This window comes from Lacinutrix cladophorae, assembly GCF_053604645.1.
In genome coordinates, this window is record NZ_JBSHNR010000110.1 from 122,138 (window position 1) to 145,828 (window position 23,691).

Genomic DNA, 23,691 nt, shown 5'->3' on the forward strand with positions numbered 1-23,691 from the left:
TTAAAGTCTGTCTAAAAAATCTAGTTTACGTTGTCTAGCAACAGGTATTTTATGGTTTGATTGCATAACAACATAACCTTCTGTTTTAATAAATTCTTTAACCTTGTTTAGGTTTATTATATAAGAGTTGTGAATTCTAAAAAACATTCTTTCTGGCAGTAAAGCATTTACTTCTTTTAGTTTTTTTGTAACTACTAGTTTTTGGTTGTCTTTTAAAATAAGTGTGCTATAATTACCATCAGATTCAATAAAAAGTATGTCATCTACATTTAAAAAAATAAGCTTCCCGTCTGTGTTAATAGTAATTTTTTGCTTACTGTTTTCTTCATTAAACTTATAGAATAATTCTTCTAACTTGTCGTAATTGATGTCTTTAGTTTGTAGATTTTTTAATTTGCTAATAGTACTACTTAAGTCATCAGAATCTATAGGTTTTAATAAGTAATCTATAGCTTCATGTTTTATGGCTTTAATAGCATATTCATCATAAGCAGTGGTAATAATTACAGCAAAATCTTTATTGGTTATTTTTGCTAAAAACTGAAACCCATCCATGGTAGGCATTTGTATATCTAAAAACAGGCAGTCTGGTGTGTTTGCTGTTTTATTTAAAAATGTAATAGCCTTTTCAGGGCTAGAAAAAGTTTCTATAACTTCTATGTCTTTGTTAAAATGACCTAGTTCCCAACTTAGACTTTGGATTGCTTTAGGTTCATCATCTACAATTACTGCTTTTATCATAATATCAAATATAATAATATAAAGTGAAGCTTTAACTTTATTATGTATAGCTGGTAACTTTTTTTGTATAATAAGTATCGTTTACTATTTTCTTAGGTTTCAAAAGTATTATAGTTACCAACTATACAAAATAGCTTACCAACTATACATTTGTGTGTGTGTTTTTTGAGAAAAACCTAGATATTAGCATTGCTATTAATTGTAAAAAATAATCAATATCTATTTGCTATTAGTAGACATACATTATTTTGAAATACAAAAATATTGTAAAGATATTGATTGATTTTTTTAGTTATTTCAGTTAGTTATTTTAGGGAGAAAAACGAGTGTTATAAACGCTCGTTTTTTTTGTTTTATAAAATTAACAAATCCTTATTTTACTGCTGTTAACAAAGTGTAGATGTGTTCAACGTATTGGTAGTTAGTTGGTTGTTGTAATTGCTGAAAATCCTTTGAAAAACAACGTGAATACTAGGTTGTTAAAAACTTGTTGACAACGTTTACAAAATACCCTTTCATTTTTAAGCACAATTGTCAATCTTTGTTCAAGGCAAAAAAACAAAATAGATTTTCTGTTTTCTTTAATAAAAAAAAGTAATGGAAAATCAATTTTTTTTAATGAATACGCCCTTTTTTATTCCTTTAAAAGGAAAATATAACAACGTTTTTACAGATTTACTAATACGTTTTTAAATGATGCAAATCATTCTAAATAACTAGCTAGCTATTTAATAAAGAGATTATGGAGATTACGCAAATTATTAAAAGAGATTATGAAACAAGTCCTTTTGTTTTAAATAAAATTTCTAATGCCATTGAAAAGGCGATGCTTTCTGTTGGTAATGGAACTAAAGAAGATGCGAATACCATTTCTATAAATGTTCTTAAAGCGCTTTTAGATCGAAAAGAAAAAGACTACAGATATGTACCAACAGTAGAACAAGTACAAGATCTTGTAGAAGAGAAATTAATGGGAAGCGAATTCCCTAATGTTGCTAAAGCCTATATCTTATATAGAGACGAGCAAACTAGAAATAGAAAAACTAATATTTTTGAAAAACGTATAAATCTTAAGCCTTATGAATATCCAGCGCTTAATGATTATGTGGATGCCATTAGACATTCGTATTGGATTCACTCTGAATTTAACTTTACTAGCGATATACAAGATTTTAAAACAAGACTTACTGTAGTAGAGCAAAATGCAATAAAAAATACCATGCTAGCAATTTCTCAAATTGAAGTTGCAGTAAAGAATTTTTGGGGAGAGATTTATAATAAAATGCCAAAGCCAGAAATTGGTTCTGTAGGAGCAACTTTTGCAGAAAGTGAAGTGCGACATCAAGACGCTTATTCGCATTTGTTAGAAATATTAGGATTGAACAACGAGTTTAAAAACATAAAGAAAAAGCCAGTAATTATGCGTCGTGTGCATTATTTAGAAATGGCTTTAAAAAATTCTAAGAGTGAAGACAATAAAGAGTATGCAGAATCTATTTTGCTATTCTCTTTATTTATAGAACACGTATCTCTGTTTTCTCAGTTTTTAATAATTATGGCATTCAATAAGCATAAAAATATGCTTAAAGGAGTTTCTAATGTTGTAGAAGCAACCTCTAAAGAAGAACAAATTCATGGTGACTTCGGAATTGACATTATTAAAATTATTAAAGCCGAAAACCCAACATGGTTTGACGAAGCACATGCAGCATCTGTACAAGAATTATGTAAAGAAGCATTCGAATCGGAAAGTAAAATTATAGACTGGATTTTTGAAGCAGGGGAATTAGATTTCTTACCAAAAGATGTTATTAACGAGTTTATTAAAAACCGTTTTAATAACTCTTTAGAGAGTATAGGAATTGATAAAGTATTTGAAGTAAACGAAAAATTAATTGCGCAAACCGAATGGTTTGACGACGAGATTATAGGAACAAAACATGGAGATTTCTTCGTGAAACGATCTATAAACTATAGCAAAAGAACAAAAAGTATAACTAGCGACGACCTATTTTAAGATGAACAACCAAACAAAACAAAACACCGAAGCAAACATAAGCCAAGAGGCAAAAGCTTCAAACTATGATGAATTAATTAACGCTAGAAAAGAAGCCAGAAAAGAAGCCAATAAACAACCAGAAATTAAATGGTTAACAGAAAACAGTCGCAAGTTTTTAGCTTCAGGTTACTTAACAGAGAATACAACTCCAGAAGAAAGAATTAGAGAAATAGCCGAAAGAGCCGAAACTATTTTAAAAATAGATGGTTTTGCAGATAAGTTTTATGGGTATATGGCAGAAGGCTATTACTCATTAGCTTCACCGGTTTGGTCTAACTTTGGTAAAAGAAGAGGGCTTCCTATTAGCTGTTTTGGTTCCCATATATCAGATGATATGGGGGATATTCTTTATACACAATCGGAAGTAGGGATGATGTCTAAACTTGGAGGTGGTACCTCTGGTTATTTTGGTAAACTTCGTCATCGTGGTGCTCCAGTTAAAAATAATGGAGAATCTTCAGGAGCAGTACATATCATGCAACTTTTTGAAAAAATGGTGGATGTTGTAAGTCAAGGTTCGGTAAGAAGAGGTCGTTTTTCACCATATTTACCAATAGATCATCCAGATATTCATGAGTTTTTAGAAATTGGAACAGAAGGGAATCCGATTCAAGAATTAACACATGGTGTAACCGTTGGAAATGATTGGATGCAAGAGATGATCGATGGGGATTCCGATAAAAGAGCAATTTGGGCAAAAGTATTACAACGTAGAGGAGAAATAGGATATCCATATATCTTCTTTAAAGATAATGCTAATAATACAGCACCAGATGTATATCAAGATAAGAATCATGAAATTTATGCAAGTAACTTGTGCTCGGAAATCATGTTGCCAACTAACGATAAATGGTCTTTTGTATGCGTACTTTCTTCTATTAACTTATTACATTATGATAAGTGGAAAGATACCGATGCTGTAGAAACGATGGTATACTTTTTAGATGCTGTTTTAGAAGAGTTTGTTACCAAATTAGAAGACTATAGAGACTCTACAAATAGAGACGATAAGCAAACGTTTATGTTTATGGAAAAAGCATATAACTTTGCAAAAGAAAATAGAGCTTTAGGAATGGGAGCATTAGGATGGCACTCGTTACTACAATCTAAAATGTTGTCTTTTGATAGTCAAGAAGCATTTAACTTAAATAGTGAAATATTTAAAACTATTGGTGAAAAGTCTAAAAAAGCATCCGAAGAATTAGCAGGATTATTTGGGGAACCAGAAGTGTTAAAAGGATACGGAAGACGTAATACAACATTAAATGCTGTTGCACCAACAACATCTTCTGCTTTCATTTTAGGACAAGTATCTCAAGGTATTGAGCCAATTTGGTCTAACAGTTATGTAAAAGATATTGCTAAAATTAAAACGACTATTAAAAATCCGTTTTTAGTAGATCTTTTAGAAGAAAAAGGGTTGAACAATATTGATACTTGGAAGAGTATTCGTGATTTTGATGGTTCTGTACAACATTTAGAAGGTCTTACAGAGCATGAAAAAGATGTGTTTAAAACCTATTCTGAAATAGACCAGATGACTATAATCTATCAAGCTGCTAACAGACAAAATCATATAGATCAAGGACAATCTTTAAATATTATGGTGCATCCAGATATGCCTGTAAAAGATATTAATAATATATACGTTACTGCTTGGAAATTAGGAGTTAAATCTTTGTATTACCAACACAGTATGAACGCTGCTCAAAAATTTAAGCAGAAGAAAGAGTGTGCTAGTTGCGAAGGCTAATTAGTGAAATTTAATTAAGTGTTATAAAACCACCTTGAAAGAGGTGGTTTTTTTGTTTTTAAAGATAAAATGAACACTCCTATCATTATTTTTATAGCCAATTTGGCTTCCTAGCAGTAATTGTTTTGTAGTTAAAGTACATCTATAATTATATGTTTGTATACAAAAAACCACTTCATTAGAAGTGGTTTTTTGTGATATAGAAAGCTGTAATTACTATTTACTCTTCTTCTACTTCTCCAATAATAGTAGCAGGTTTTATACTACTATCGTGTGCACCATGATATTCTTCTAGTAAATTCATAGTAGCATTTAATAAATCTTTAGTTTCTAATAACAACCCAAAATAAAGCGTTGTATTCTTCGGGCTTGATTCTTCGGTACGTGTACGTGCAACTTGTGCTTGGATCTTTTGTTTTACTAAATCGTATACTTCTGTTTTTTCATTTAAAATAGCACCAATTTTTTCAAAAGAACCAGAATCGAAAGCTTCTTTAATATCATTAAATAAAATCTCTAACTTATCATCTACTTGTTTTAACTCTTTAATTTGGTTAAATTTAAGTTTCTTGTGGTTATTGTTAATGTGTTTATGGCTTACTCTAGATATATATTCTAAAGACTGTGTCATGTCCTGTAGATAACCTAAAATATTAATGTAAAAATTACTTGCTCCAACACTAGATTCGTCTAAATTTTTAATAAAATAAAAGATGTTGTCTCGTAATTCATCAATTTCATCTGATAGCTTAATAACTTGTTTTTTATTCTTTTTAAGTAAAGTTAAATCTTGTTTTGCAAGACCTCTTACTGCATTCGTGTAAATTCTGTTACCACGTTTTACGACACTTGCTATATTGCTTGCGCTTTCGTGTATCACCCCTTGCACAGAGCTGCTTTCTGCTTTTGTTAAACTATCTTCAGCTTTTTCTTCTTTGCTTTTTTTGTTGTGTGCTAAATAGTTTCTTAGTAATAAACCAAATGCTGCAAAAAGCAAAATAGGAAACATTACCTGTAGGTTTAAGTTTAATAAATAAGCAACTAAAGCAGCGGCAAGAAATGCACTAAAAGCAGTAAAGAACCAACCTCCAATTACATTTATAACACCAGCTACTCGATACACAGCACTTTCTGCTCCCCAAGCTCTATCTGCTAAAGATGTTCCCATGGCAACCATAAAAGTTACATAGGTTGTAGATAAAGGAAGTTTATAGGAAGTGGCTAAAGAGATTAATACAGCAGCAACCATTAAGTTAACAGCCGCACGCACTAAATCGAAAGCAGGTAATTCGTGTATTTTATCTTTAGATACTTTTATTACAGGAGCTTCAAATTGTTTTTCAATTTTTTCTTGCCAAGATTCTGGTAAAATGTACGAGGACATTTGAGACATTCCCATGGCAACTCGTACAAATCCACGAGATAAAAAGTTTGGTTGAAAGCGTTCTTTTGTTGCGCTTTGACTAGATAAGTCTAAAGAGGTTTTTACTACTTTTTTAGCTTTAGTTGAAAACCATATGGTTAATACCATAATTAGTCCCGCAATAAAAAGGAGTAAGTTATTTGTTGGTACTTTTTCGGCCAATACATCCATAGGAAATGCTTCTGCTGCTAATCCAGAGGCAGTCCATTCTGTAAATGCATTATAGGCTGCGATAGGTACACCTATAAAATTCACTAAATCATTTCCAGCAAAAGCAAGAGCTAAAGCAAATGTACCTACTACAATAATTAGTTTGTAAATGTTTGTTTTAAAAAGAATTATTGCTAGATAAGATAATACAGACCAGATTATAGAACTTACTATGATAATATAGAATACTTGGTGTTCTAAAAAGTCCTTCATGGTTTCACCTCCTAAAAGATCAAAAGGTTGGCTAGCGTATGATGTGCCTTTTAAGCCTTTCATGAAAATAAAGTAAGTAATTGCTGTAAGTGCTAATCCACCAAATAAAGCGCCAACCCATTTTGCTTTCTTTTCAAAATTATAAGATAATAATAATCTAGAAACCCATTGTACTAGTGCGCCAATAGAAAAGGCGACAACTACCGAGAGTATGATTCCAAAAATAATTTGAGAAGCCTTAGAAGTGTTTATGTAGTTTACTAAATCATTAAAGCTTCCGCCATCATGACCAATTTTTATTAGCGCCATGGCAACAGCAGCACCTAGTAATTCGAATACAATAGAGACTGTTGTAGAAGTAGGCATTCCTATCGTATTAAAGAAATCTAATAGCAGAATATCTGTTATCATTACTGCCATGAAAATAATCATGATTTCATTAAACATAAATTCTCCAGGATTAAAGATTCCTTTTCTTGCAACTTCCATCATTCCGCTAGAGAATACAGCACCAACTGCTACACCAACACTAGCGACAATCATAATCGTTTTAAACGAAATGGCTTTAGAGCCAATAGCTGAATTTAAAAAATTTACAGCATCGTTACTTACACCAACCACTAAATCGGCAATAGCCAAAATAGCAAGCGCAATAATCATATACAAATAGATATTCTCCATCAAATAATTGGTAAAATTAAAGCAACAAATTTCTTGTTTTAAATTGAACACAATGTTACGAAAATGTTATGTTCTTTAAAGGAAGTTGCTTTCAGTATTATTAAAACCTCTTTTAGTAGCTTTTTTTGTTAAGATTAATAAAATATAATCTTGTAAACTATTGCTAATCAAATAAATAACGCTTCAATGTTAATTTAATGTTACCAAATAGTTTCATAATTGTAAAAATAATTATATATTTGTTACAGAATCATTAATTAAATAAATATACAAATGAAAAAGATAATAACTGTAGCAATCCTATTATTTACAATGGTAAGTTTTGCACAAAATGAAAAAAGTATAAAATTTAACGAAGACACAAGTTTATATGAAGCAACATACTTTCACGATAATGGAACTGTGAGTCAAACCGGTTTTTTCACAAAAGAGGGTAAGCTTCAAGGAGAATGGTTAAGTTATGATACAAAAGGAGTAAAAACAGCTTCTGCTAAATACAATGTTGGTATTAAAGTAGGAAAATGGTTTTTTTGGAACAATAATGTTTTAAAAGAAGTTGATTATAGTAATAATTTAATTACTAGTGTTAACGAATGGTCTAATAAATCTACTTTAGCAATAAGAGATTAATTAGACTGGTAATAGTTTAAATAAAAAAAGCATCCTTTTTTTTAAGGATGCTTTTTTTTATTTCTAAAAATGAAATTAGAATTTATACGAATAGCCTAAAGAAATTTCAGTTCCAGGAGAACGTAATTGATATACTTGGTCGGCTGCTTGATAAGATTCGTAAACACTTTCTCTATCTGAGCCTAAAATGTTTGTCACTTTAAAATCGATAGCAGAGTTTTTGTCTTCACCAAAAGCTTTATTAAATGTAAAGTTTAAACTATGAAAAGGTTTTGAATATACATCTGTAACGTAACCAGTACCTACAACTTCTAGCGTTTTTCCTTGTACGTTATAGAATATACCAGCTCTAAAACCTTTGTCGTCATTACCATAATCTAATCCAGCATTGATTAAATAAGGTGCTTGCCCTTGCATATTTCTAGAGTCTTTAATGTTTTCTCCATTTCTAGCAGCTGCAAGTCTAGTACCATATTCATTATCTGTCATTTTTAAATCTGAATCTATAATAGATACATTTGTTGTAAGGCGTAAGTTTTCAAGGGAATTAGCTATAAAACCTAATGCTTGTCTAAATTCAATTTCTGCTCCAATTACACGAGCATTACCTGTATTGGTAACCGTAATTTGGTTAGAAGCTTGTGGGAAAGATACTAGCTCAATAGGGTCTTTAAAATCTTTATAGAAACCACTTACAGCTATCATTTGTCCTTTTTCTCTAAATACTTCATAACGTAAATCAAAGTTGTTTACATAAGATGGTTTTACGTTGTCAAAAGTATTATTATCTAAACCACCAATAAAGAATCTATTTGTAGTAGGATCGTAAACTTGTGCTGTAGATGCTTCTTTAAAAGAAGGTCTAGCTGTTGTTCTAGAATAAGAACCTCTAAAATTAGTTTTATCGGAAGCGGCATAAATTAAATTTGCTGAAGGGAAAAAGTCAAATTCACTAATTGTGTTTTCACCAACAACAGCACCAGCATTAGTTACCCCTGTATAGTAAAGATCAAAGTTTTCTGTTCTTAACCCAATGATAGCTTTTAATTTTTCGGTAGGATTAAATTCATTAGAAATATATAAAGAACCAACTGTGTATTTTCCTTCGTAAGCATTTTTAGGATCAAAAGCATTGTTAGGATCTAAAAAAGTACCAGATTGTGTGTCTGGTGTCCATAAATTTTCTTCAGCTAATAATGTATTTACATCTCCATTTGCAACATTTTGAGAAGTTACATCAAAGATATATTGGTCGGTACTAAAATCTCGATACTTAAAGGTGTATCCACCACCAACTTTTAATTTAGCAGGTCTATTAAATAATTCGTATTTTTTACTAAAGTTAACATTACCAACCCAGCTTTCTTCAGATAAAGTTCTCCAAACTCTAAGCGGACTTCCAACAGAACTAGCATCAATTTGATATTCTGTTACACCATTATTTTCTAGAATTCTTAAAGGAGTAGTTCTATGGTCTTTATCTAAAACTCTAGAGAATGAAGGAGAGAATACCCATTCTAATTTTGTGTCCGAATTCGAGTCTAACGCGTGATCACCAGAAATTGCAAAGTTTGTAATAGATCTTTCAGTATATAAAAGTACATCATTAGTACCATCTAATAAACCAGAACCATTTTGAGCTTCACTAATTACTTGATTAAATTGACCGGCAGTAGATTCGCCATTTTGAATATGCAAAGCAGTTAATTTGTATTTTGAATTATCTGTTTTATATGCTAACCCAATCAAACCGTTTAATAATACTTCGTTTACACCAATACTTCCTTCAACAGTACGATCTATAACTAACTCATTTAAATCTGCATTAGAGTTTCTAGTATAAGAACCATCTTTAGCATCATCATATAAAGTAGTGTTGTTTTTGTAAGAAAGCGATGCTTGATACCCAAGTTTATTATTACCTACTTCGAATTGATTACCTAAGGTAAAGCCAAAGTCGTAATTTACACCACTGTTTTCTACATCTGCTCCTAATTGAGAGTCAAAACGACTAGTAAGACTTGTAAGCAATTGTCTGTTTTCAAACGTACCTGGAATTGGTTGGTATCTATTAATAGGTCTATTACGAGCTCCATTATCATATCCTAAGAAATCAGATTTACTACCATCGTAGCTTAAATAATTATCTTTAAGGTGCATATTAGGATTGTAAGACATACCAAGAGATACTGAGTATTCCTCTTTTGTTGGAAAATCTTTAGTAACCACATTAACAATTCCACCAGTAAAATCTGCTGGATATTCTGCTGCTGCAGATTTAATAACAATGACATTATCTATTATGTTCGTTGGAAAAATATCCATTGGAATCGTATTTCTATCTGGATCTAATCCAGGAATATCTACACCATTTAATATAGATTTAGTGTAACGATCACCAAGACCACGAACATACACATATTTACCGCCTTCTACAGATACTCCTGGCACACTTTTAACCGCTGAAGCAATATTACTTGCGCCAGTTTTTTTAATGGTTTGTGCAGAAAGACCATCTAATAAGTTAGCCGATTTTTTTTGAAAATTTAATACTGCATTTTCTGTGTTTCTTTTAACAGATGTTGATATAACAACGGTTTCTAACGTATTAGCCGAAAGCGTAACATCTAGAGTTACAACTTCTCCTGCTTTTATTACTACATCTGTAATCTCTTGTGTGTTATACCCAACAAAAGAAAAAATTAAAGTATGCGTTCCTTCACCTAATTCAATATCATACTTACCATCAAAATCGGAAGCAGTACCGGTAGTTGTTCCTTTTACTAAAACATTTGCAAAGGCAAGTGGTTCTGTAAAATCTCCATCAATTACAGTACCAGCAACATGACCTGTTTGCGCTAATGTAATACAGGATATAAAAAAGGTTAGTATGCAGAAAAGATATTTTGAGTATTTCATTTTTGTTTCTATAAAAGCAACTGCTCTATTTTGAGCAGTTGCTATATTTATGTTTTTAATTGTTAAAACAAATTTTTGTTTAATTGTAACAACTAATTAGTTTAGTTATTACTAATTAATACTAAGAAGTAGATTATAGACTTACTCCTCCAGTAGAAATTGCAAATGTCCAGCTTAAAACAGATGCATCTGCACCAACAGTGTTAGCTCCAGCAGAAACAGCTGTTGCTTCAGAACCAAAACCAGTTACGGTTACAGTAGTTGCTTTATTTACAAAAATATCTTCCACAGCAGTAACTCCAGTAGGAAGTACAATTTGCCAATCACTAAAAGTAATAAGACCATTGTTGTAGTTGGTAGCAATACCATCGTTGTCTAATTCAACATCAGAATCATCACCAAAATCAAAAGCATATACATTGTTTGTTGCTATTTGTGCATTGTCTCTATAATCTGCGTATTCAGAGTTTATAGATCCATTACCAATTAAAGTTAAGTCTTGTAAAATACAAGCACCATTAATAGAACCTGCAGGACCATCAATTTCTAATGCGTGATCCGAATTAACTCCTAAAGCTACAACAGCGTTTGTTATTGTTCCAGAGTATGCTTCGTCTATATCTAAACCGTCATCACCTTGTGCCCAAACTAATAAGTTTGAAGCGCTTACTGTACCACCAAAGAATTCAATTCCGTCATCTTTGTTAGCGATAACTTCTATATGATCTAAAGTTGTACCAGAACCAACACCACCTAATGTTAATCCGTTAATTTCATTTCCTTCTCCTAATAAAGAACCACCATGACGAATAGAAACATATCGTATAATACCAGAGTTTTGATCATCAATTGCTCCAGCATCACCAGGACCATATAAACCAAAAGTATCACTAGCAGGAATACCTTCAATTTGTTTTTCAGTAACATCACCAGAAAGAGAACATGTTGCATTCCCTAATACAATGATTCCTCCCCAAAGACCAATATTGTTTTCGTCTAAGTTTGTACCAGCAGTTTCACCAATAGAGATATTATCTGCTTCTGAAGTAAAAATAATTGGTTGAGAAGCTGTTCCTTCTGCGATAAGTACACCACCTCTAGCTACAATTAATGCAGAAGATAAAGATCCAGTTCCTGCACGACCTTTAATAATAGTTCCTGGCTCAATTGTTAAAGTAACACCTTCTTGAACTACTACTTTTCTGTCTAAGATGTAGCAATTGTCAGCTGTCCAAGTTTCATTTACAGCGATACCACCAGCTTTCACTATACATGAATCATCATCACTACTTCCGCTGTTATCGTAATTGTTAGTAACCTCTTCAATTATAATAGGAGTATCATCATCTTCTATACAAGAAGTGAAACCTAAAGCTAATACTGCTACAGCAGATACGAATAATTTTTTCATTAGAATTTGTTTTTAAATTGTAATTATTTTGAGTTAAATATTTTGAGCAAAGAAAGTCCAAGTGTGTAAAGTTGGTGTTAACCAAAGATTAAACAAGCGTAATAAAACGGTTAGCTTAATGTTATGAGATTTACATATTATTTTTATTTGGAAATAATTTCTTAACATTCAAAAATGCTATCTTGCAAAAGATTAAATATATACTATGAACTGGGAGCAATTACTTTCTTTAAAGCGCTTTGGCGATACAAATAAAAGGTTACGAAAAGAACAAGACGAAACACGGTTAGGCTTCGAAGTAGATTATGATCGTATCATATTTTCTTCAGAATTTAGGAGTCTACAAGATAAAACACAGGTGATACCTCTTTCGCAAACAGATTTTGTACACACTCGTTTAACGCATAGTTTAGAAGTAAGTGTAGTTGCAAGATCTTTAGGTAGAAAAGTAGGGTTGAAACTATTAGAGAAGTATCCTCATCTGCAAAATATTCATGGTTATCAAGCAAATGATTTTGGAGCTATAGTAGCATCAGCTGCACTTGCACATGATATTGGTAATCCGCCTTTTGGGCATTCTGGAGAGAAGGCCATAGGAGAATTTTTTAAAACAGGAGAAGGTAAAAAATATAAAGAAGAGCTTACAGCCAAAGAATACCAGGATTTATGTGATTTTGAAGGAAATGCTAACGGTTTTAAAATAGTTACAGAAAATAGAGTTGGTAGACAAGGTGGTTTGCGCTTAAGTTATGCAACTCTTGGTGCATTCATGAAATACCCTAAAGAGTCGTTACCAAAAAAACCAACGAAACATATTGCAGATAAAAAATATGGTTTTTTTCAAAGTGAAAAAGAAGCTTTTTTAGATGTAGCAAATGAATTAGGTTTAATAAGCAGAAGTAAAACAGATATCAGTTTTTCTCGTCACCCTTTAGCTTTTTTAGTAGAAGCGGCAGATGATATTTGTTACACTATTATTGATTTTGAAGACGGAATTAATCTGGGCTTAATTCAAGAAGAATATGCTTTAGAATATTTAATTAATTTGGTTAGAGAAACCATAAACACAAAAAAATACCACCAATTAAGTAATACGCAAGATAGAGTAAGTTATCTAAGAGCTTTAGCAATTAATACACTAATTAATGAAGCGGTAGATGTTTTTATTGCTAATGAGGAAGCAATATTAAAAGACACATTTCATATTGCATTATTAGATAAAAGTAAATATGAAGCACAAATAAACGATATTATTAAAATAAGTGTGGATAATGTATACCAATCTAAAGAAGTTATAGATAAAGAAATTTCAGGCTACCAGGTGTTAAATACACTATTAAAAGTGTATACAAGTGCAATTAATAATAATTATAAGGAAACCCCTACTAATTATGATAAGCTCATACTTAAAAGATTACCTCAAACAATTAATATTAATGAAGACAATTTGTATTTGAGATTGCTAAGTATTTGTAATTATGTTTCCTTGCTTTCCGATAGCAAAGCTATTATGGTTTATAAGAAAATTAAAGGCCTAAGCTTTAACATTTAAGATTTTTTTTTATACCCCTAGTTTTGTTATATTTGCTATTCTACTAAAAAATAATACTATGAAAAAAATTACCTATTTATTAAGCGTGTTTTTTGTTTTCGTGTTAGTTGGATGTAATTCTAACGAAGAAACAAAAAAAGATGTAACACAATTAGATGTAACACAATTAAAAGAATTACATGCTGAAAATTTAAAGAAAAGCCCTTTTACAGAGCAACTTAAGTTAAACAAAAAAGAAAGAAAAGCAGCAGGATTACCTCCTAACAAATACTACGAGGAAATGTGGGAATTAACCATGAATCCAGAATTAGGAAGACCGACCCCAGAAAAAGTATCGGAATTACAAAAAGAACTTTATGAGCAAAGAGCAAATGATTTTGCTTCAAATAGAGTTCCTGGTGATGCTATGGATAATGGATGGATTTCTCGTGGACCTAATAATGTAGGAGGAAGAACTAGAGGAGTAATGTTCGATCCAAATGACGCATCTAGCAATACCGTATTTGCAGGAGGTGTTAGTGGAGGTTTATGGAAAAACTCAAATATATCTAGCGCAAGTACCGTATGGGAAAGAGTAGGAATTCCTGAAAACATTGCAGTTTCAGTAATTACATACGATCCCAATAATACAAATATATTTTATGTAGGAACAGGAGAGTCTTACACATCAGGTGATGCAACAGGAGATGGTGTATGGAAATCTACGGATGGAGGTGCTACTTGGGCTAAGATTTTTGGTGGAAGCACTGGAGATAGCTATTTTGTTTCTGCATCTAATATTACTGTAAACTCACCAGCAAGTATTGCTGGAAATTACCAATCTTTTCCGACAACTAATTTTGGTCCAGAAATTACTGCTGTAATTACAGGGGATTTAATTTTAGCTAATGATACAGCTAGTGATCCTGTAACCGAAGGATGTAATACTTTTGGTCCAAGTGCAACAGGTAAAATAGCATTAATTCGTAGAGGAGATTGTAACTTTACTGAAAAAATAAAACATGCTCAAGATAATGGTGCTATTGGTGCAATAATGATGAACAATGTTTCTGGAGAACCAATTCCAATGGGAGGAGAAGATGCTACTATTACTATTCCTTCTGTAATGATATCTAAAGAAAATGGAGATATTTTAGAAGCAGCTTTAGCTTCAGGAACTGTAAACGCTTCATTAAATCCTGCTGTAGGAGACTTCACAGCAACAGTTGTTCCTGGTGTGCAACTTATTAATGATATTATTGTGGTAGATAATGGAGGGACTTCAGATGTGTATGTTGCCGCTGGAGAAGGTACGTATGCCGATTCTAATGCTGGAACTAGTGTTGGAGGAGAAACTTATGGTTTATATAAATCTTCAGATGCTGGAGCAAACTGGGCAGAAATAGATTTACCTTTAACTGCAGATGGAAATAAACACGAACCTAACGATTTAGATTATGATGTAAATGGAGATGTATGGTTAGCTACAACTGCAAGTGCACTATATGGTGATGGTGGTGGAATTATATTTAAATCAGAAGATAACGGTGCTACTTTTGTTCAAAAATATGCTGTTTCTGACGGATTAAGAACGCAAATAGCAACTTCAAAATTAACCGCAGGTAGAGTTTATGTATTAGCCCAATTAGGTGCTGGTGGAGTTACAATTAAGTATTCGCCAAATGGTTTTAACCTTACTTTCTTAACACAAACAAAACCTTTACCAAACGATATAGATTCTGGTATTCCTGCTACAGATTTTACTAGAGGACAAGCGTTTTACGACTTAACTCTTGCATTAGATCCTACAAATGATAATATAGTATATACTGGTGGAATTGATATATTTAAAACTACTAATGGAACAGGAAGCGCATCGGCAACAACATGGAATCAGCTTTCTCTTTGGTATTCAGGTTCTATTCAATATGTTCATGCAGATCAACACGCCGTAGCATTTTCACCAAATGATCCTACCAAAATGTTATTTGGTAATGATGGAGGGGTTTACTATTCAAGCGATAATGGTACTACAATAGAAGATAGAAATAATGGTTTTGTAACTTCTCAATTCTACACGGTTGGAGTAGGGCCAACAACGGCATTTACAGGAGACACTTTTGCAGGTGGTTTACAAGATAATGGAACACAACTTTTAGAAAATGCTAACCCTACAGGAACAGATAGTGCTACAGAACCTTATGGAGGTGACGGTGCATATACTTTCTTTGATCAAGACGGTACAGATAGATATTTTATAAGAAATTATGTGTATAATGATGCCATTAACCTTTATAATTTTGATGGACCAAATGTTACCATAAATAGTGAAAACTCTAGTATAGGTTCATTTATTAATCCACAAGCATTAGATTCTAACTTAGATATTTTATATTCTAATTATTCTTCGACTGCAGGTGGTGTTATCATTAAAAGATATTCTGGTATTAAATCTACTGCTACATTAACAAAAACAGATTTAACAGATGCAGAAGAATTAACTGCAACGCCTACTGCTTTTACTGTCTCTCCTCATACTACTACATCTTCTAAGTTGTTAGTTGGTACTGTTTTAGGAGATATTATTTTAGTTGAAAATGCGAATACGGCTTCGCCAACTTGGACGAATTTAGATCAAAGACTTATTGTTGGTAGTATTTCGGATGTAGAATACGGACAATCAGAAAATGAAATATTTGTTACTGTACATAATTACGGAGTTAACAACGTTTGGTACTCTGGTGATGCTGGTGTTAGCTGGGAACAAAAAGATGGTAACTTACCAGATTTACCAGTAAAAACGATACTTCAAAACCCTTTAAACTTAGAAGAGGTAGTTATTGGTACTGAGTTAGGTGCTTGGTATACTACTAATTTTTCAGCAGCATCTCCTACATGGACACAAGCATATAATGGTATGAGTAATGTAAGAGTATTGGATCTTGATTTAAGAGATGATAATATGGTTTTTGCTGCAACTTATGGAAGAGGAGTTTTCTCTGGACAATTTACTCCAGATTCATTAAGTATCGAAGAGAACACAGAAAATACATTTAGTATTTTTCCTAACCCTTCTAATGGAAACATAAATATTAAAGTGGCTCAAAATTATGGAAAAGCTATAGCAACTATTTATGATATGAATGGTAGAAACGTATTTTCTTCAGAAATATCTTTAAGCCAACAATCTACAATAAATGCTAATCATTTAGCTACTGGAATGTATATACTAAAAATTCAAGGAACTAATTTTTCACACTCAGAAAAGTTAGTTATCAAGAAATAATTAAAAGATACTTTTAAAAAAATGCCACTTATATTATAAGTGGCATTTTTTTTATGCAATAAATTTCAAAGTAATAAAAACCTTACATATAGCTTCCTGATTTCCTTTTTATAGGTATTTTAAAGGATATAATTGCTTTTTATCGATATTTTTATTAAGTTTGATTTCTATAACATTTTAGTTTAAAGAAATTACTTGCTTGCAATATATTTTAAAACTCAAATTATGAAAAAGAACCTACTTGGAGCACTTGTTATATTTTTTGTAACATTTGCATGTTTATTGGTAATTAATGAAGTATCTAATAACAATGCTTCTGAAGTTGAAAACGATCAATATTACGTTACAGAGTAATTTATTTCCTCTATTTTTTTAGCTAGACTTTTTGCATCTAGTGCTAATAAGTTTTGAAGTTCTAAAATTTTTCCTTGCTCAATAAAATGATCTGGAATTCCTAAAATAGTTATGTTATTTTTATAGTTGTTTTTTGCTATAAACTCTAGAATTTCATTCCCAAAACCGCCTTTTACTGTTCCGTCTTCTATTGTAATTATGTTTTTATATGTAGTACATATATTATGTAATAACGTTTCATCAATAGGTTTAATAAAACGCATATCGTAATGTGCGACTTCGATTTCAGAATGTATTAAATTAATTGCTTCATCAACAGTGTTCGCCATTGTGCCAATGCTTAAAATAGCTATGTCTCTTCCTTTTTTTAAGCAAATGCCTTTACCTATTTCAATTTTAGAGAAAGTTTGTTTCCATTTGGTTATTTTACCTCTTCCTCTTGGGAATCGAATTGCAATTGGAGAATCTAAACCAAGCTGTGCTGTGTACATAATATTACGTAATTCGATTTCGTTTCTTGGAGCAAAAAGAATGAGATTTGGTATACACCTTAAATATGCTAAATCGAAAACACCATGATGTGTTGCTCCATCTTCGCCAACTAAACCTGCGCGATCTAAACAGAAAATTACTGGTAGTTTTTGTAAAGCTACATCATGTATTATTTGGTCGTAAGCGCGCTGTAAAAAAGTAGAATATATATTACAAAAAGGAATATATCCTTGTGTTGCCATTCCTGCTGCTAGGGTTACTGCATGTTGCTCTGCAATACCAACATCTAATGCACGATCAGGAAACTCTTGCATCATATACTTTAAAGAACTTCCAGTTGGCATTGCTGGAGTTATGCCTATTATTTTGTTGTTTAATCTGGCGAGTTCTACGATGGTATGTCCAAAAACATCTTGAAATTTTGGAGGTTGTATTTGATTTGATTTTTTATATAAATCACCCGTTTCTGCATTAAATTTTCCTGGCGCATGATAGGTTACTTGGTTTTCTTCCGCTTGTTTTAACCCTTTTCCTTTTGTAGTTATTACATGTAAAAATTTTGGGCCTTTAATTTTTTTTAGCCGCTCTAACTCTAAAACTAAAGCAGGTAAATCATGACCATCAATTGGGCCAGAATAGTTAAAGTTTAATGCTTCAAAAATATTATCTTGTTTTTGGGTCCCTTTTTTAACGTTGGTTAAATATTGTTTTAAGGCACCAACACTTGGGTCAATACCAATAGCATTGTCATTTAAAATAACAAGAAGGTTTGCCTTGGTAACTCCAGCATGATTTAAACCTTCAAAAGCCATACCGCTAGCAATTGAAGCGTCACCAATTACCGCAATATGTTGTTTGTTAAATTCTTCTTTTAATTGCGACACTAAAGCCATTCCTAAAGCTGCAGAAATAGAAGTGGAAGAATGTCCAACACCAAAAGTGTCATATTCGCTTTCCTCTCGTTTTGGGAAACCAGAAATGCCACCCAGTCTCCTGTTAGTATGAAAAACATTTTTTCTGCCAGTAAGTAATTTATGTACATAAGCTTGATGGCCAACATCCCAAACCAATAAATCTTCAGGAGTATTAAAAACATAATGTAAAGCAATAGTAAGTTCTACAACGCCTAAACTTGCTCCTAAATGGCCTTCTTTGGTTGCAACCGCATGAATAACCGAAGCGCGCAATTCTTTTGCAAGTTCTGGGAGTTGCTCTTGCTTTAAAAGTCGTACATCTTTTGGGTAATTAATATGGTCTAAAATGGTATTCATCTATTGCAAATGTAATATTTGAAAACGATACAATACTAATATCATTTGAAATTGTATTTTTACCATAATTATTTATTTTTAATAATATAACGATGATTAATCCGTACGATGCTACTTATTTTATGAAAAAAGCGCTTCAAGAAGCAGAGGCAGCTTTAGAAAAAGGGGAAGTCCCTGTTGGAGCTGTTATTGTTGTAGAAGATAGAATAATTGCTAGAGCACATAATTTAACCGAGTTGTTAAACGATGTTACTGCACATGCAGAAATGCAAGCTATTACTGCTGCTGCTAATTTTTTAGGTGGAAAATATCTTAAAAATTGCACCTTGTATGTAACCTTAGAGCCTTGCCAAATGTGTGCTGGGGCATTGTATTGGAGTCAGATTTCTAAAATTGTTTTTGGTGCATCAGACGCGCATAGAGGTTGTGGTGTAATGGGAACAAAATTACACCCTAAAACAAAAATTGAGGGTGGTGTTTTAGCAGAAGAAGCTTCGGCAATTATGAAACGTTTTTTTATTGAAAAACGCAATTTAAATTAAACTGCATTGTACTTTTTTATAATGAAATTTGGATGTTAAGCGCATTAGCGATAGCAACGGCATCCTTTTTGTTTTTACAAAAAGATATAGTGTATAGCGCGACGCTTTGTAGTTTTACGGAAAAGGGGAATGCCCTGATTATAACTTTCTATTGTCTCCTTCTCGTTTACGCATTTTTTCTAAATTTTCTTTGGTGAGCATGTAGTCTTTAATGTCTTTGTTTTTCCAGCTATAATAGGTGAAAAGAGGAAAGAAAATTAGAAAAAGCCCTAAAACGCCGAATCCAATAAGTTTTTCGGAATAGTTTATTTCTAAAATGTAGCCAGCAATGATACTGGATATACAAGTGAAAAATAAAATATATAAGAAGTATTTCATGAATTGATTATTTGTTTTTAAAGGTTATATACGATCTCAATCCTATTAGATGAGACTATTTGGTATAGTTAATTAATTGCCGTCTGTAGGCTGTAAGTAGCTTAGATTTTGAAACAAAACCATAATATTTTCCGTTTTTTATTACTGGTAAATTCCATGCGCTGGAGTTTTGAAATTTATCCATAACTTCTTGCATATTGTCTTTATCATAATTTATTATTTCTGGAGCATTATGCATATAATCCTCTACAATAGTAGTATCGTAAAGTTTCTGGTTGAACATAAATTCGCGAATATCATCTAACAAAATAACACCTAAAAATTCTTTTTCTTTATTAATTACAGGGAACAAATTTCGAGTTGATTTGGAAACGCCTTCATGTAGCATTTCGCCTAAAGTCATAGAAGGTTTTAGGGGTTTAAAATTTTTTTCTATTACCGAATCTAGCTTCATTAAAGTAAGTACACTTTGGTCTTTGTCATGTGTTAATAGTGCTCCTTTTGCAGCTAATTCCCTAGTGTAAATATTATGTTCAATGGTGTTTTTAGTAATAATAAACGAAATGGCAACGGTAATCATTAGCGGTACAAAAAGCTCGTAGCCTCCTGTAATTTCAGCGATTAAGAAGATGGCAGTTAATGGAGCATGAATTACTCCAGCAATTAATCCTGCCATACCTATGAGTGTGAAATTGGTTTCGGATACCTGAAAACCTAAACCTATATTATTGATCATTTTTGCAACCACGTTACCTAAAGCACTTCCCATTACCATGGTTGGAATGAATATTCCTCCAACACCACCAGCAGCAAAAGTAGTTGTCATAGCTACAGCTTTAAAAATAGTGATACCTATTAGTAATGCAATGATTACCCAAATATTTTTATTGTACGCATCAAAAGGAGTTGTGCCAAGTGCTTGAAGGTGGTTTCCTGCAAGTAGATTGTTTATAAAGCCAAAGCCTTCTCCATAAAGTGGCGGAATAAAATAAAGCATAACGCCTATTGCAAGTCCACCAATGATTAGTCTTTGAAATTGGTTTTTAAAGTTATCAAAAAACTTCAAAATTGCGAAATACATTTTGGTGAAATATATAGAAGCTATAGCTGTAGAAATACCTAGTAATACATAAAAAAACGTATCTTTTATTTCAAATTTATCCGAAAAATTAAAGTTAAAAAGAAGATCGTCACCTAGAAAGAAATAAGAGGTAATAACAGAAGAAACCGAGGCTAGTAATAATGGTAATAAAGAAGCAAAGGTTAGGTCTAAGCTAAAAACTTCTACTGCAAAAATTATAGCAGCAACAGGAGATTTAAAAATAGATGATATTGCCCCAGCTGCAGCACAACCAATTAATAATGTTTTTGTTTTACTATCTATATGAAGTAGTTTTCCTAAGTTTGAGCTTAAGGCAGCACCCGAGGCTACTGCTGGGCCAAGTAAACCAACAGATCCACCAAAACCTACAGTTAGTGGGGCTGCTATTAAAGGATAGTATATTTTAGTTCTGGCCAATATTCCTCCTTTTTTTGAAAGGGAGAATAATATGGATGGAATTGCGTGTTCTAAAGGTTTTTTAGTAATATATTTAGTAAATAAGTAAACCAATAATAAACCAATTACAGGAAGAATAAAATAGAGTTGGTTTTGTGAAAAAATGATTCCTTTTTCTAAAACAGCTTCAATGGTATAAGTAATATTTTTTATGGTTACCGAAACTAACCCAGCCAGTAAACCAACGAACAAACTTAATATAAAAACAAAGTTTTTTTGAGAGATATGTTTGTATCTCCATTTTAAAAACCGTTTTATTACATGTTGTTTTGGCATGAATTAAAGCTACTAAAAAATCCTGCAATTTGCAGGATTTTTTATTTATGATTTTAAGTTTAATTTTAAACTTAGTTCTGTTAGTTGTTCATCATCAATGGGAGCAGGAGCATCTATCATGACATCACGTCCAGAATTGTTTTTTGGAAAAGCAATAAAATCTCTAATAGTTTCTTGCCCGCCTAAAATAGAAACTAATCTATCAAGTCCAAAAGCAAGTCCGCCATGTGGAGGTGCACCATACTCAAAGGCATCCATTAAGAATCCAAACTGCGCTTTTGCTTCTTCTTCGCTAAAACCTAAATGTTTTAACATGATAGCTTGCGTCTTTTTATCGTGAATTCTAATAGATCCTCCACCAATTTCATTTCCGTTTAAAACCAAATCGTAAGCATTTGCTTTTACCTCTCCGGGATTGGTGTCTAATAATTCTATTTGTCCTGGTTTAGGTGAAGTAAAAGGATGGTGCATAGCATGATAATGCCCAGTTTCTTCATCTAATTCTAATAAAGGAAAATCCATTACCCAAAGTGGAGCAAATACTTTAGGGTCACGTAAACCTAAGCGTTCTGCAAGCTCCATGCGTAATGCACTTAGTTGTGCTCTTACTTTATTTGTTTCTCCAGATAAGATACAAATTAAATCTCCAGGTTTTGCACCTGTAACTTCAGCCCATTTTGCTAAATCTTCTTGGTTGTAAAATTTATCTACAGAAGATTTGAAAGTTCCATCGTCATTAACACGGCAATAAACCATTCCTAAAGCACCAACTTGTGGGCGTTTTACCCAGTCGATTAATTTATCTATTTCTTTTCTTGTGTATACATTTCCGCCAGGAACAGCAATACCTACAACTAATTCTGCATTATTAAAAACGCCAAAATCTTTGTGTTGTGTTGCGGCATTAAGTTCTCCAAATTCCATTCCAAATCTAATGTCAGGTTTATCGTTTCCGTACAAACGCATGGCATCATCATAAAGCATTCTTGGGAATTTTTCAATCTCTACTCCATTTACTTCTTTTAATAAATGACGTGTTAACCCTTCAAAAGCATTTAAAATATCTTCTTGTTCAATAAAAGCCATTTCACAGTCTATCTGAGTAAATTCTGGCTGTCTGTCTGCGCGTAAATCTTCGTCTCTAAAGCACTTTACAATTTGAAAATACTTATCCATTCCACCAACCATTAGCAATTGCTTAAAAGTTTGTGGCGATTGCGGTAATGCGTAAAATTGCCCTTCGTTCATTCTGCTTGGAACCACAAAATCACGAGCGCCTTCTGGAGTAGATTTTATTAAGTAAGGGGTTTCTACTTCTATAAATCCTTCATTAGACAAATAATTTCTAACTGCTTGTGTAACTTTTGCTCTAAAAATCAGATTGTTTTTTACAGGATTACGTCTTATATCTAAATAGCGATATTTCATACGCAATTCTTCACCACCATCTGTTGTGTCTTCAATAGTGAAAGGAGGAACTAATGCTTCGTTTAAAATGTTTAATTCAGAAACAAGAATTTCAATATTTCCTGTAGGCATTTTAGGGTTTTTAGATGCACGCTCAATAACGGTTCCTTTAACTTGTATAACAAATTCACGGCCTAATTTTTGCGCTTGTTCCATCATTGTTTTTGAAGTTCTTTCTTCATCAAACACCAATTGTGTTATTCCATATCTATCCCGCAAATCTACCCAGACAATAAATCCTTTATCTCTAGACTTTTGAACCCAGCCTGCTAGTGTTACCTCTGTGTTTATATGTGATGCATTTAACTCACCACAATTATGACTTCTGTACATAAAATTTTATTTGAAGTGCAAATTTAACATTTATATTTTGACTATAATTGGTATTATGTAAACTAATTCAAAAAGGTGGTATGTTTATTTTTGCGGGCTTTTTATTATTATATTTTCATAAAAACATTTAAAAATTTACATATTTGATAATTTTGTTGTTTTT

The 23,691-nt window shown here is 32.2% G+C and carries 15 protein-coding genes; 7 read left to right on the top strand and 8 right to left on the bottom strand.

All coding sequences use genetic code 11. The features are described 5' to 3' along the window. Positions 1 to 741: a LytR/AlgR family response regulator transcription factor gene (locus tag ACVC3Y_RS07935; RefSeq protein ID WP_303422948.1), complete on the bottom strand. Its 741-nt coding sequence runs from the start codon at positions 739 to 741 to the stop codon at positions 1 to 3. 742 nt (positions 742 to 1,483) lie between these two features. Between ACVC3Y_RS07935 and ACVC3Y_RS07940 the strand changes: the two genes are divergently transcribed. Together ACVC3Y_RS07940 and ACVC3Y_RS07945 are read left to right on the top strand one after the other, a co-directional pair. After that, positions 1,484 to 2,758, top strand: a complete 1,275-nt coding sequence (locus tag ACVC3Y_RS07940; RefSeq protein ID WP_303422946.1) for a ribonucleotide-diphosphate reductase subunit beta — start codon at positions 1,484 to 1,486, stop codon at positions 2,756 to 2,758. 1 nt (position 2,759) lies between these two features. Then, positions 2,760 to 4,553 carry a ribonucleoside-diphosphate reductase subunit alpha gene (locus ACVC3Y_RS07945; protein ID WP_303422943.1) on the top strand — a complete coding sequence of 598 codons (1,794 nt, stop codon included), beginning with the start codon at positions 2,760 to 2,762 and terminating at the stop codon, positions 4,551 to 4,553. A gap of 220 nt (positions 4,554 to 4,773) precedes the next feature. On the opposite strand, the gene ACVC3Y_RS07950 is transcribed toward ACVC3Y_RS07945, so the two are convergent. After that, positions 4,774 to 7,080, bottom strand: a complete 2,307-nt coding sequence (locus tag ACVC3Y_RS07950) for an inorganic phosphate transporter (RefSeq protein WP_303422940.1) — start codon at positions 7,078 to 7,080, stop codon at positions 4,774 to 4,776. A 273-nt stretch (positions 7,081 to 7,353) separates the two neighbouring features. Between ACVC3Y_RS07950 and ACVC3Y_RS07955 the strand changes: the two genes are divergently transcribed. Continuing rightward, positions 7,354 to 7,710 (top strand): toxin-antitoxin system YwqK family antitoxin, encoded by a 357-nt coding sequence (locus ACVC3Y_RS07955; RefSeq protein ID WP_303422938.1) that lies wholly within the window; start codon positions 7,354 to 7,356, stop codon positions 7,708 to 7,710. A 75-nt stretch (positions 7,711 to 7,785) separates the two neighbouring features. Here the strand turns inward: ACVC3Y_RS07955 and ACVC3Y_RS07960 are convergent, their stop codons facing one another. Further along, the gene (locus tag ACVC3Y_RS07960; protein ID WP_303422935.1) at positions 7,786 to 10,629 is read right to left on the bottom strand and encodes a TonB-dependent receptor; all 2,844 of its coding nucleotides are present in this window, start codon (positions 10,627 to 10,629) and stop codon (positions 7,786 to 7,788) included. Positions 10,630 to 10,762: 133 nt separating this feature from the next. After that, positions 10,763 to 12,040 carry an autotransporter outer membrane beta-barrel domain-containing protein gene (locus ACVC3Y_RS07965; RefSeq protein ID WP_303422932.1) on the bottom strand — a complete coding sequence of 426 codons (1,278 nt, stop codon included), beginning with the start codon at positions 12,038 to 12,040 and terminating at the stop codon, positions 10,763 to 10,765. Between the two features lie 205 nt (positions 12,041 to 12,245). Here ACVC3Y_RS07965 and ACVC3Y_RS07970 point away from each other — a divergent pair, with 205 nt between their 5' ends. From ACVC3Y_RS07970 to ACVC3Y_RS07980, 3 genes are all read left to right on the top strand, one after another. Beyond that, positions 12,246 to 13,592, top strand: a complete 1,347-nt coding sequence (locus ACVC3Y_RS07970) for a deoxyguanosinetriphosphate triphosphohydrolase (protein WP_303422929.1) — start codon at positions 12,246 to 12,248, stop codon at positions 13,590 to 13,592. A 58-nt stretch (positions 13,593 to 13,650) separates the two neighbouring features. Next, positions 13,651 to 16,857, top strand: coding sequence for a PA domain-containing protein (locus ACVC3Y_RS07975; protein WP_303422926.1), 3,207 nt, complete (start codon positions 13,651 to 13,653; stop codon positions 16,855 to 16,857). A gap of 225 nt (positions 16,858 to 17,082) precedes the next feature. Then, complete coding sequence (locus tag ACVC3Y_RS07980; RefSeq protein WP_303422923.1) at positions 17,083 to 17,211, top strand: hypothetical protein; 129 nt, start codon at positions 17,083 to 17,085, stop codon at positions 17,209 to 17,211. Here ACVC3Y_RS07980 and dxs read toward each other — a convergent pair. Then, a complete protein-coding gene (gene dxs, locus ACVC3Y_RS07985) occupies positions 17,196 to 18,974 on the bottom strand; it encodes a 1-deoxy-D-xylulose-5-phosphate synthase (protein WP_452226584.1) in 1,779 nt (592 codons plus the stop codon). The genes ACVC3Y_RS07980 and dxs overlap by 16 nt on opposite strands. A gap of 92 nt (positions 18,975 to 19,066) precedes the next feature. Here dxs and ACVC3Y_RS07990 point away from each other — a divergent pair, with 92 nt between their 5' ends. Next, positions 19,067 to 19,516 carry a nucleoside deaminase gene (locus ACVC3Y_RS07990; protein WP_303422917.1) on the top strand — a complete coding sequence of 150 codons (450 nt, stop codon included), beginning with the start codon at positions 19,067 to 19,069 and terminating at the stop codon, positions 19,514 to 19,516. Positions 19,517 to 19,654: 138 nt separating this feature from the next. Here ACVC3Y_RS07990 and ACVC3Y_RS07995 read toward each other — a convergent pair whose 3' ends face one another. From ACVC3Y_RS07995 to aspS, 3 genes are read right to left on the bottom strand one after another with little or no spacing between them, the layout of a single operon-like run. Next, positions 19,655 to 19,894: a hypothetical protein gene (locus tag ACVC3Y_RS07995; RefSeq protein ID WP_303422915.1), complete on the bottom strand. Its 240-nt coding sequence runs from the start codon at positions 19,892 to 19,894 to the stop codon at positions 19,655 to 19,657. Between the two features lie 55 nt (positions 19,895 to 19,949). Continuing rightward, a complete protein-coding gene (locus tag ACVC3Y_RS08000; RefSeq protein ID WP_452226585.1) occupies positions 19,950 to 21,728 on the bottom strand; it encodes a chloride channel protein in 1,779 nt (592 codons plus the stop codon). 45 nt (positions 21,729 to 21,773) lie between these two features. Then, entirely contained in the window at positions 21,774 to 23,528 is a 1,755-nt protein-coding gene (gene aspS / locus ACVC3Y_RS08005; protein ID WP_303422912.1) for an aspartate--tRNA ligase, read from the bottom strand. Positions 23,529 to 23,691: the final 163 nt, after the last annotated feature.